Annotated in this window: 10 protein-coding genes; 6 read left to right on the top strand and 4 right to left on the bottom strand. The window is 53.9% G+C overall.

What is annotated here, in order from left to right:
- Window positions 1-15: 15 nt before the first annotated feature.
- Window positions 16-813: a protein-glutamate O-methyltransferase CheR gene (locus ABYK60_RS01130; RefSeq protein WP_372870122.1), complete on the top strand. Its 798-nt coding sequence runs from the start codon at window positions 16-18 to the stop codon at window positions 811-813.
- Window positions 814-830: 17 nt separating this feature from the next.
- Window positions 831-1850, top strand: coding sequence for a chemotaxis response regulator protein-glutamate methylesterase (locus tag ABYK60_RS01125; RefSeq protein WP_372870048.1), 1020 nt, complete (start codon window positions 831-833; stop codon window positions 1848-1850).
- Here ABYK60_RS01125 and ABYK60_RS01120 read toward each other — a convergent pair.
- Window positions 1847-2896 (bottom strand): polysaccharide deacetylase family protein, encoded by a 1050-nt coding sequence (locus ABYK60_RS01120; RefSeq protein ID WP_372870046.1) that lies wholly within the window; start codon window positions 2894-2896, stop codon window positions 1847-1849. The genes ABYK60_RS01125 and ABYK60_RS01120 overlap by 4 nt on opposite strands.
- A gap of 84 nt (window positions 2897-2980) precedes the next feature.
- Between ABYK60_RS01120 and ABYK60_RS01115 the strand changes: the two genes are divergently transcribed.
- Window positions 2981-4246 carry an MATE family efflux transporter gene (locus ABYK60_RS01115; protein WP_372870044.1) on the top strand — a complete coding sequence of 422 codons (1266 nt, stop codon included), beginning with the start codon at window positions 2981-2983 and terminating at the stop codon, window positions 4244-4246.
- A 37-nt stretch (window positions 4247-4283) separates the two neighbouring features.
- Here the strand turns inward: ABYK60_RS01115 and nfuA are convergent, their stop codons facing one another.
- Window positions 4284-4862, bottom strand: a complete 579-nt coding sequence (nfuA, locus tag ABYK60_RS01110) for a Fe-S biogenesis protein NfuA (protein WP_372870042.1) — start codon at window positions 4860-4862, stop codon at window positions 4284-4286.
- Between the two features lie 218 nt (window positions 4863-5080).
- On the opposite strand from nfuA, the gene ABYK60_RS01105 reads away from it, so the two are divergent.
- On the top strand, window positions 5081-7573 hold the full coding sequence (locus ABYK60_RS01105; protein WP_372870040.1) for a M14 family zinc carboxypeptidase: 2493 nt from the start codon (window positions 5081-5083) through the stop codon (window positions 7571-7573).
- A 3-nt stretch (window positions 7574-7576) separates the two neighbouring features.
- Here the strand turns inward: ABYK60_RS01105 and ABYK60_RS01100 are convergent, their stop codons facing one another.
- On the bottom strand, window positions 7577-8323 hold the full coding sequence (locus tag ABYK60_RS01100; RefSeq protein ID WP_372870038.1) for a ComF family protein: 747 nt from the start codon (window positions 8321-8323) through the stop codon (window positions 7577-7579).
- Window positions 8324-8352: 29 nt separating this feature from the next.
- Here ABYK60_RS01100 and bioH point away from each other — a divergent pair, with 29 nt between their 5' ends.
- Together bioH and ABYK60_RS01090 are read left to right on the top strand one after the other, a co-directional pair.
- A complete protein-coding gene (bioH, locus tag ABYK60_RS01095; protein ID WP_372870121.1) occupies window positions 8353-9129 on the top strand; it encodes a pimeloyl-ACP methyl ester esterase BioH in 777 nt (258 codons plus the stop codon).
- A 57-nt stretch (window positions 9130-9186) separates the two neighbouring features.
- The gene (locus ABYK60_RS01090; RefSeq protein WP_372870036.1) at window positions 9187-9696 is read left to right on the top strand and encodes a hypothetical protein; all 510 of its coding nucleotides are present in this window, start codon (window positions 9187-9189) and stop codon (window positions 9694-9696) included.
- A 40-nt stretch (window positions 9697-9736) separates the two neighbouring features.
- On the opposite strand, the gene ABYK60_RS01085 is transcribed toward ABYK60_RS01090, so the two are convergent.
- Window positions 9737-11677, bottom strand: coding sequence for an LTA synthase family protein (locus tag ABYK60_RS01085; protein ID WP_372870034.1), 1941 nt, complete (start codon window positions 11675-11677; stop codon window positions 9737-9739).
- Window positions 11678-11801: the final 124 nt, after the last annotated feature.

Genomic DNA, 11801 nt, shown 5'->3' with positions numbered 1-11801 from the left:
GAGCGCGAGTTCACTATGACCAGGGCAGACTTCGAATTTATTCGCAATCTTGCTTACCACCACACAGGCATAGTGCTCCCAGACCGTAAAAATCACATGGTCTATTCCAGATTGTGTCGCCGGTTACGGGCACTCAAAATGAAGAATTTCAGTGAATACTGCCAGTATCTGCAGCATGAGGAAGAAGAACTGGCCCACTTCATCAATGCCCTGACAACCAATCTCACTTCTTTTTTCCGGGAGAAACATCACTTCGAGTTTCTGCGTGACCAACTGGTACCACATTGGCAACAGCAACGGCGTCGACGCCTTCGGGTCTGGTCAGCCGCATGCTCTACCGGTGAAGAACCTTATTCAATCGCCCTGACCCTGGAGGCGTTTTTCCCCAGAAGTCACTGGGATTTGAAAATATTGGCCACAGATTTGGATACCAATGTGTTAACCAAGGCAGAAGCGGGTGTGTATCCGGCGGAAAATCTTGAAAATCTCCCCCGTTCTTTGGTGGAAAAATATTTCCAGCCGCAGGGTGATAAAGCCAGAATCAATGATTGCATCAAAGAACTGGTCTATTTCAGACAACTTAATTTATTGGACCCGTGGCCAATGCAAGGACCATTTGATGCCATCTTCTGCCGCAATGTATTGATTTATTTCGACATACCCACCAAATCAAAAATAATTCACAAATTCAGACAATTGCTGAATGATGACGGGTATCTTTTTATTGGCCATTCCGAAACCCTGCATTTAGTCTCCGATGAGTTCGACTTAATTGGCCAAACCATTTACCGTCCCAGAAGCGACAAACCTTAACCAATTGGAGGGAACCTATGATCAGAGTGCTCATCATTGATGACTCAGCCCTGGTACGTCAGCTTCTTAGCCATATGTTATCTCAGGCAGAAGATATAGAAGTGGTGGGGTGTGCCGAAGACCCTTATCAAGCCCGGGAAATGATCAAGGAACTTAGCCCCCACGTACTGACCCTGGATATAGAAATGCCTAAAATGGATGGCATTGCCTTTTTAAGAAACCTGATGAAATTAAGGCCCATGCCGGTGGTTATGGTTTCGTCTCTGACAGAAAAAGGCGCATCTATCACGCTCGAAGCGCTATCGCTGGGCGCTGTGGATTTCATTCATAAACCCAAAAAAGACATTGCCACTGGTCTTATCGAATACAAAGACGAGCTACTGGAAAAAATTCGCCAGGCGGCGATCAGTCGGGTCAAGCCAAACAGCCCTCCGCCCCCAGAGCAGGAGTACCCCACTAAACTCAAAAGCAGAGTTGTTGCTATTGGCGCCTCAACCGGCGGGACTGAAGCCATACAACGTTTAATCTCTCAATTACCGGCGAACTTCCCTCCTATTGTGATTGCTCAGCACATACCAGCCGCCTTCAGCGCATCATTTGCCAAAAGGTTGGATTTAAATTCACAAATGACTGTAGTCGAAGCGGTAGGGAATGAACTGCTGCGGCCTGGCTGTGTTTATATTGCTCCGGGACATTGCCATCTGGCAGTGAAACGCGTAGGCGTAAATTTTCATACCTTACTTTTAGATACAGAACCGGTAAACCGGCATAAACCCTCCGTGGATGTGTTGTTCGACAGTGTGGCAGATGTCATGGGTAAAGCTGCTATTGGAGTCATCCTGACCGGCATGGGGAGAGATGGTGCCAAAGGCTTATTAAAAATGCGTAATGAAGGAGCCCACACTATCGCTCAGGACGAAGCGAGCAGTGTAGTGTGGGGAATGCCGGGCAGCTCTGTGGAAATTGGTGCCGTTTGTGAGCAATTGCATCTGGATAAAATTGCCACCAGATTACTTGGTTTATTAAAAATCGATTAGGGTTCCGCAGGCCAACTGCCGTCCGTATTAGGTCTGAGCCATGGCTGGGAAAACCAATAGAAACCCCGGTTGGATTTGGATGGCGCTGTACAATTGTAACGTGAACGCCCCGGCGGCAGCTCATTAACAACCTGTATTTCAAAACGATCATTACCAATCCACTTTGGGGTAACCGCGCCCTCATTTGGCAAATAACACTTAAGCTGCGCTACGTGAATATCCCTTGTATCTGCCAGCCTTACTTGCATCCTGGGCCGAAAATCGTCGTGCAGTAACGGATCTGCCGGCGTCAGGCCAACCACGGGCATCGGCAGGCTGTAAAGCTTCTCTTTCAACGTTTGCAGCGAAGCGTATTTGCCGCCAAGGGGAAAACGGGGTAAAGCGGTAAGGGTGCTGTGCTGCCCAAGCGCACCGGACTGCTGACCAAAGGCCACCATACCCAGCTCACTGACCAGCGCCTGCAGCTCTGCATTATATTCACCATAGGGGTAAGCCAGCATCGGCAAGCTTACTTTGCCACGCAGCTGCTCCAACAAAGCTTCAGTGTCCAACAGGTTTTGCCTGACCCGTACTTTCCAGCCTGCCATATCTTCATCATTCAGGCGTCGAACTAAATGCTCATGACCATAACTGTGGTTGGCAAGATGAGCGCCCTCAGCAATCAACCGTTGTAACGTCGCCACAGTCATCATCCCTTTGCGGGGCGACGTCAAAGGCTCAGCAGCCACAAACAGGGTGTAGGGAAACCCGTATTCCTTTAAGATGGGGACGGCCTCATCGGCAATATTCTGATAACCATCATCAAAAGTAATAGCTACTGCCCTTAATGGCGGCGCTTCGCCGTGCTGCACTGCGGCCACCAGGCTCGACAATGGCACCACCTCAAAGCCATTATCGGCCAAAAACTGCATGTGGCTTCTGAATTCGGCCGGTGTGACGCTGGTTACCCTTGGTGAGGTATCAGACACATGGTGATACTGCAGTACCACTGCAGCCTGAGTACTGCCAAGCCAAAGGGCAAAGATGCTCGCCAAAAACTTCAACATTGCGGGGATATTCCTCTGATTATTACGGACAACAACTGGCGTAACTGGCAGACACACCGCCGCCTGTGGGCGTTGGCGTTGCCAATGATGCTGTCCAACATCACTGTGCCGCTGCTTGGTCTGGTCGACACGGCCATCATAGGCCATTTAAGCGAGGCCTATTATTTGGGAGCCGTGGCACTGGGGTCAACTCTGTTTACCCTGATTGTATGGCTGCTGGGCTTTTTGCGTATGGCCACCACCGGATTGACAGCCCAGGCCTGGGGCCGTGCCGATGGTCACGGACAAAAACGGCTACTGCTTCAGGGGCTGGTGATGGCCTTTGCCATGGGGCTTGCGCTGCTGGCCTGCTATCCGGCGCTGCTCAATTTCGTGTTGTCCTTTTCATCGGCCAGCAATGAGGTGCTGAGCTATTGCCACGACTATTTTGGCGTGCGGGTGCTGTCGCTGCCATTGGCATTGGCCAATATGGTGATGCTGGGATGGCTGCTTGGCAGGCAAGCCCCCAAAGTCGCCATGTGGCAGCTGATTATCGCCAATCTGGTGAATATTGCGCTGGATGTGCTGTTTGTTATCGGGCTGGATATGGGTGTTAAAGGTGCCGCCTGGGCGTCGGTGCTGGCCGATCTGACCGCCTTTGCCATTGCCGGCTATTTTTGCCTGCACGCCTGGCGCGGCCTGCCGGAATCCGTCATTCGCCTTAGCGACATCCTCCAGGGCTTGGGCCGGTTGTTGAAACTCAATCGGGATATTTTCATCCGCAGCCTGTGCCTGCAAACTGCTTTTGCCTTTATGACCTTTAAAGGTGCCGGACTTGGTGATACCACGGTGGCGGCCAATGCGGTGCTGCTGAACTTCTTAATGCTGATTTCCTACGCGCTCGATGGCATTGCCTATTATGCCGAGGCCGAAACCGGTGCCGCGGTCGGCAGGCAGGATGCACAGGGCCTGACTCACTCGGTCGCTCTCGCCTTTAGTTGGTCGGCACTGTTTGCCGCAGGCTTTGCGCTGATTTTTTACCTGTTGGGACCTGAGCTGATCTCGCTGATGACAGATATTGAGCCAGTACGTTTCGCCGCCCTGCAATATTTGCCCTGGCTTATCGCACTGCCACTGCTGGCGTTTGGCTCCTACCTGTTTGATGGGGTGTATATTGGCGCTACCCAGGGGCGAGTCATGCGCAACAGCATGATACTGGCCACCCTCGGGGTGTTTTTCCCGGTGTGGCATCTGTTTTCCCACAGCGGCAACCACGGCCTTTGGCTCGCCATGAGCGCCTTCATGGCCTGTCGCAGTTTAAGCCTCGGCTGGCATTTTTACCGCTATCACTCCGGTTTCCTCCGGGCATAAAAAAAGCGGCTTAGGCCGCTTTTTTTATGCATCACTCTTATTGATAAGAGTGAGAACCGTGTTGGTGCTCGGTGGCATCACGCACGGCGGTAAGCTCACCTGGGAACATATCCAGCAGCTGCTTTTCGATACCATCTTTCAGGGTCACATCGACCATAGAACAACCGTTACAACCACCGCCGAATTGGATAACGGCAATACCTTCTTCGGTAACTTCCACCAGCAGGATGTTACCGCCGTGGCTGGCCAGCTGTGGATTGATTTCAGCTTGGATCACGTACTCGATACGCTCAACCAGCGGTGCGTCTGCAGACACCTTACGCATTTTGGCATTGGGTGCCTTCAGGGTCAGCTGAGAACCCAGCTGATCGTTTACCAAATCGATGCTGGCGTCTTCGAGGAATGGGGCGCTCTTTTCGTCCACCATGGCGTTGAAACCATTGAACTCCAGCTCGATATCATCATCTTCCATGGCATCTGGCGGGCAGTAAGACACGCCGCATTCGGCCTGAGCAGTGCCCGGACTGATAACAAATACGCGGATGTTGGTGCCTTCAGGCTGATCGGCAAGCAGTTTCACAAAGTGAGCCTGGGCCGCTTCAGTAATGGTAATCATGTAGAGCGCTCCGTCAGGTAAACCTGAGTAAATTACTAAGAATTGCGGCTATGATACTCCGTCTGTCCGTCGGATAGTAGCCCCGGCCACAACGGTCATCGGGAAAAATGAAGGATGGATCTCACTTTGGCCGGCGCTCAAACAACGCTCTAAGTAGTCATTTGCAAACCAACCTGCTAATTTGTTCTGTAATACAAAAAGATAACAACGAGTCTCTCATGTCCCGCCACTCTCTGTTAAACGGCCTGTGCCTGAGCATTTGTTTGAGCCTGCCCTTTGCCGCCCCGGCCACACCACTGGATGACTACCTTGGTTATCCCCTTGGTGAATGGCACATCCGCCACGATCAGGTGAATGGCTTTCTGACTCAGCTTGCCAAAGACAGTGACAGAGTCTCGCTGGAAAGCACAGGCTACAGTCACGAACGCCGCCATCAGCTCACAGCTGTTGTGACCTCTGCCGCCAATCAAAGGCAATTGGACGATATCCTCAAAGACAGGCAACTGGTAAAACAAGGTAAAGCCAAAAGTCCTTTGTTGGTGGTGTGGCTCGCCTACTCCATTCACGGCGATGAGGCCAGTGGCGCACACGCCGCCATGGCATTGGTGCAGCAGCTGGCCACCAGCCAGGAGCCCTGGGTAACCGAGCTGCTCGATAATACCGTGGTGTTGATAACCCCCAGCCAAAACCCGGATGGGTTGGACAGATTTGCAAACTGGTCAAACAGTTATCGCGGTATCGGCATGCCGGTAAGCGATGAAAATCACAAGGAGCACAATCAGAACTGGCCTGCCGGACGCTTCAACCACTATCTGGCCGATCTGAATCGCGACTGGCTGTTTTTAAGGCACCCCGAAAGCCGCGGCCGGGTTGCCTTACTGCATAAATGGCAGCCTCATTACGTGGGGGACTTCCACGAAATGGGCCACAACCAGAGTTACTTTTTCCAGCCCGGCGTCCCGGACCGTACCCATCCACTGACCGATGGCCGCAATCAACAGCTGACCGAGCGACTGGCGCAATATTATCGCGATGCGCTCGATGCCAAGGGCCAGCCTTATTACAGTCGCCAGGGGTTCGATGACTTCTTTTACGGTAAAGGCTCAACTTACCCCGACATCAACGGTGCCGTTGGCGTGTTGTTCGAACAGGCCAGTGCCCGCGGTCAGGTGCAGGACTCCGACTACGGCGGTGTCAGCCTGGCTGAGGCCATAGACAACCAGCTGGCCACCTCATTGGCGGCGCTTAAGGGCACCCATGCCCTGAGACAGGAGCTTATTGAGTTTCAACGCAGTTTTTACAGCGGAAAAAGCGGCAAGCAGGGTCGGGGTCAAGGACGACTGGTGTCTACCCGCGGCGACCATCAACGCCTCAATGAACTGGCAAAGCTGCTGAGCCAGCACGGCATTGAGTTCAGCTATCTGAGTCAGGATCTGAAGACTGGCAAACAAATCTATCGCGCAGAAGATAGTTTGTTTATTCCTGACGAACAATCTCAGTCGGTTTTGGTTGAGGCCCTGTTTGAGCGCCGCACCCGCTTTGCCGATCCAACTTTCTATGATGTCAGTGCCTGGGATTTACCTTCTGCCTTTAATCTCATCGTGGCCGAAAGCTTCCGCCCCGGCTCAGGCCAATTGAGCGACAGCCAACCCAAGTTGGCAACCGCAGCTATCCCGGACGATTCCGTGGCAGTGCTGCTGGACTGGCGCGATGGCGCAGCTGCGCCTGCACTTGTCCAACTGCAACGTAAAGGGCTGCGGGTACGCGCGGCGACCAAGGCCTTTACCCCTGCTGGTAGCGACAACCCGTTTCCGGTCGGCACCCTGATGTTACATCTCAAACAGGACGCCATGGAGCCTGCAACGCTTAAGACATTTCTGACCCAACTTGCAACCGAGATGAATATTCGCTGGCATCCACTCAGCTCCTTTGCGGCCAGCTCGGGTATCGATCTTGGCAGTGGTGACATGGTTGCATTGCACTCTGTGAATGCTTTGCTGGTTACCGGGAAAGGCTCTGACCCCTCTGAGGTCGGTGAAATCTGGCAATACCTCGACGCCACACTGAAACAAGGCGTCACCCTGGTAGACAGTGATCGTCTGACACGTATTTCGCTGGAAAAATATACCCATGTGCTGCTGGCCGATGGCAACTACAAACATCTTGATGACAACCTGGCCCGGAAACTGGATAGCTTTATCAATGAAGGTGGAGTATTGGTTGCACAAAAAGGTGCTCTCGCCTGGCTTGGTGACCATAACTTGCTGCGCACAGGCGTAAAAGAAGCCCGCTTTTATCAGCAACAATTTTCCACGACAGGCCTGGGCTATGCCGATAAGGACTCTTTTAAGGCGCGTCAGGCTATTGGTGGTGCCGTGCTTGCCTGGCAGTTGGATCCGGCCCACCCGCTGGCATTTGGCCTGCCAGACACCCTGGTACCTGTGATGAAAAACAAAGTGCTGGGGCTGGGTGATACCAGTGAGCCTTTTGTGATAGCCGCCAGACATCCTGACCAGCCGCTGATTTCCGGCTATTTATCGGACGAATATCAACGGGCATTTGGCCTTGGCAACAGCATGCTGGCGGAACCCAGGGGCAAAGGCGTAGTCGTCGCTTTCAGCGATAACCTGCTGTTTCGCAACATCTGGCTCGGCAGCGAAAAAATTTATGCCAACGCCCTGTATATGCTGCCGACGGCCATGGCGCGATGAGTCTCAGCTATCGAGAAGCCCGGGCGCCTCTGCCCGGGCCAGACACCACACCTGCACCGCAACGCCCTGCGCCTCAAGCAAGCGGGCAATTTCATTCACCGTGCTACCGGTTGTCACCACATCATCCACCAGCGCCACCGAGCCCACCCTGCAAACGCCATTTATCACAAAGGCATTTTTAAGATTTTGCCGCCTCACCTTGCCGCTCAAACCCGCCTGCTGTGGGGTATTGCGACTGCGGCCAAGCAAATGACCATCAACCGGAATGCCCGACAAACGCGACAGCATCAGTGCTATCTCATGAGCCTGATTAAAACCCCGCTGTTGCAACCTTTTGGGGTGCAAGGGCACCGGCAGCAGTAAGGATACCGGACGCACCAGTCCGGCACGCTCCAGCCCACACACTCTGAAAAGAAGCGCCTCACATAAACACTGTAATGGTGCCAATTGTCCTTGATACTTAATACCGGCTATCGCGTGGCCGAGACCCTGATGATAACTGGCTGGCGCCACCACCGGCAGCGCATCCAGTACACGGCAACTGCCACAAAGGCCAAACTCCGCCGTTAAACCGCGACCACACCCCAAACAGGATGGCCCCCGATACAAACAGGAGGCCAAACATTGACAGCAAATACCGCTGCCATCAGTCAGGTGTTGATGACAGAGCAGACATCGGTTCGGTAAACTTTGCGCCAGACATTCAATGGCCCGCAGCCAAAAGTGGCGCCAGCGTGACAAATTGGCCATAGCATCATCCCTGATAAGAGGCACATGTGATTAAGCAGCTGCAGCACACAATCCATATCGACAGCCACGGCCAGGGGCCGGATTTGGTCATACTCCATGGCTGGGGCATGAATGGTGCCGTGTTTGCACCACTGCAAGGTGCGTTTCCCGAGTATAGGTTGCATTTTGTCGACCTGCCGGGCTTTGGCCTGAGCCCCCCCGTTGCCGGAGACCTCGATGCCTGGGTCGATGCTCTGATGGCGGTATTACCGCCGCAGATGATTCTGGCAGGCTGGTCTCTGGGCGGCCTGGTGGCAACCCGCGCAGCACTGCGCCATCCAAACAGAATCAGGGCATTGGTGAGCATTGCTTCATCGCCCTGCTTTATGGCACGTGAAGCCGAGAAATGGCCGGGTATTCCGCCGCAGGTGTTGGCTCAGTTTGGCAATGAATTGGGGAAAAATCTGCCCAAAACCATCGAGCGCTTCCTGGCGATTCAGGCCATGGGCAGCGATACCGCCCGGGAAGACATTCGCCGCCTGCGGGACTTGGTACTGTCGCGCCCATTGCCGGACGCAAGCGCACTTAAGCAGGGGCTGGAGATGTTGGAACAGGTGGATTTACGGCCAGAACTTGCCGGGCTCAGCCAACCCTGGCTCAGAATTTGGGGACGTCTTGACGGGCTGGTGCCAAAACGGGTGATGCCCGCCATGCCCAGCAATAACACTGCGGAAGATCTGATGCTAGCCAAAGCGTCCCATGCGCCGTTCTTTTCCCATACCGATGAATTTGTGAGTGGCATGGCAAGCTGGCTTGCAAAACTTTAATCCCGGCGCTACAGCGGTTATTATTTAAACACTCCTGCCATTAATAACGGATGTACCATGCTGGTTGTCACCAACTATCCTCAGGTTCCGATCGCGACGACCAACGCCGCGACCGATGCTCTGCGGGTAGAAAGCCAGCAACGCCCGCCCATAGTGCCCGCGCCCGAATTGACCAAGGGCCACGAAGAGCGGGCCTTCAATTCGCAAAATGAGCGCACCGCCGACGAGCCTCAGGTACAGGCAAAACTGCAGCAAAGGGTTGATGAGCGCCAGCAACAACAGCACCAGCAGCAACAGCAACAAAGGGAAGGCGAAAAGCAGGCCAATCAGCCGCTGCCTCCCAAGGCGATTAAAATGCCACCCCGCACGCCGGGAGCGCTGAGTCGTAAAGATATAAGAGTCAGGGTAGAAGATAAGGCGCCCAAACAGCCCATAGGCGCCAGGGAGGCTACACCGCCTACAGGGCAGGAAGCCTCCCTGTACCGTACCATTGCCTCCCACGTGGGCAGTTTCTATCGCCACACCAGTGAGCCCGCCGCCGAGGCAGGTATCGAAGCCTGGATTTAGACCAGCCACGGCGGCTCGCACCGCCGTGTTCAAGCGCCGGTTACTCCAGTGTAAACAAGCCTTGCTGATACGCCAAACTGCCCCACAATGCCCAGGCCAATGCGGTTTTTTGCATGGTCTCCGGCTGTGGGAACGGGTTCAGGCTGCCATCTTCAGGCTGATAGCGGAAGCCTTCCGGCGCCCGTTCCGGCTGCAAAATAACCAAATCATTGCCACGCATATAGGCAAAGTTTTTGTCGTACTGCATCAGAGCCCGTCCGGGCCAATTATCGTCAACCTGAGTCAGATCCTGGCCCAGCATGGGGTAACGGCCCGAAATCCCCATCAGCGACAACAGGGTTGGTGCCAGGTCGATTTGACTGACCACCCGTTGATCGCGTCTGGCAGCAACCCCATCGGCGATGATAAGCCCGGGAATACGGAAGCGGTTCACCGGCACCAGACTGGCACCACCGACCCGGCTGTCATGGTCAGCCACCACTAAAAACACCGTATCCTTCCAATAGTCTGAATCTTTGGCCAGCTTAAAGAACTCACCAATGGCGTAATCGGCATATTTAGCGGCATTGTTGCGGGTCTGCTTTGGCTGCTCAAACAGCTCAATGCGGCCATCGGGAAACTCGAACGGATCATGATTGCTTGAGCTGAACACCAGACTGAAGAATGGCTTGCCCTCCTGATGCAGGCGCTTGAACTCAGTATCAGCGCGGCGCATCAAATCTTCATCCGATACCCCCCAACTGCCCACAAAGGCTGGGTTTCGATAGTCATCCTCGTCCACAATGCGGCCAAAGCCATTGCCGAGGAAGAAGCTGCGCATATTGTCGAAGTGACTCTCACCACCGTAGATAAAAGAGGTATCGTAGCCCTGACGACGCAGCATTTCAGCAATGGTGAAGAAACCGTGCTGGCTTTTGCCAAGCTTGACCACCGCACGTGCTGGCGTAGGAGTAAAGCCAGTGGTAACCGCCTCAATGCCACGCACTGAGCGGGTACCTGTGGCATAGAGGTTATCGAAATACCAACCCTCGGATGACAATGCATCGAGATTAGGCGTCAGCGGCAAACCGCCGAGGCTGCCCACAAAACGTGCCCCCAGACTTTCCTGAAGGATAATCACCAAATTCCGTGGCTTCCCCTGAAAACTGGCCTGGTTGTCCGACAGGCTCGGCAGCTTATCTGACACAAAACGCTCGGGGCTGCGGCCACTGTCGGCGCGCACTGCGGCAATAATCTCATCTTTGGGCAGCTCGCCATACATTTTGGCAGCATTGGCCTCTTTGCCCATCTGACTGATGGCAAATACCAGCGAATAAGAGGAGTTTACCGTCAGTGAGTTCACCAGCGGGTCATCACAAAAGGCCACCATTGACGGATTCAAAGGTCTGTGGCCCAGTGTGGAGCGGCCACCTGCCAGTATGACGGCCGCCACAAGCAATAATAATACCGGGCGCCAATACCAGCGTGGATAAGCCAAATTGCGGGTCAGATGTCCGGAGAGGCCCCAGCTTCCCCAAATAATAGCCACCGAGGCCAACAGCCCAAATACCAGCTCCAAAGGCCGTCCACTCCAAAGCATGGACAAGACCTCTTTAGGGTAAATCAGGTATTCAATATAAAGACGGTTTGGCCGAATACCGTATTCTTCGATAAATGAAGGGGTAGAGATTTCAAGGAACAGCATCAGCCACAGACCGGCGGTAAGCCAGAATCTGAGCACAGTACGCCACATATTCCCAAGAGTATGGTTGCCACCGAAAAGCACTGTCCCCAGTGCCGCGCCGCCCCACAACCAGCACAAGGTCGCTATGTCTACCCTCAACCCCTGCACCAGCAAGTGCGACCATCCACCTACGGCAGCTACCCTTTCCCCTTGCCATATCCCCAAGCCAATCCGGCTCAGGGTTAATGCCAGCAGCGCCAAAACGGCAAAAATCCCCAGGGCCCGCCACGGGCTTTGAGGTGGTTCTCTGAATCTCATTGTGTTACTCCGGCACCCGCTCTTTTTGGCGGTGTATCATACGTGAGTAGTATGATACCGTCCGGCCTGAAAAGTTCACCAGAATGTTACAAATTTCAGACATGAAGCCCACTGACGACCTAAT

Source organism: Shewanella sp., assembly GCF_041630135.1.
In the GTDB taxonomy this organism is placed as follows: Bacteria; Pseudomonadota; Gammaproteobacteria; order Enterobacterales; family Shewanellaceae; genus Shewanella.
This window is presented reverse-complemented; position numbering and strand designations above follow the sequence as displayed.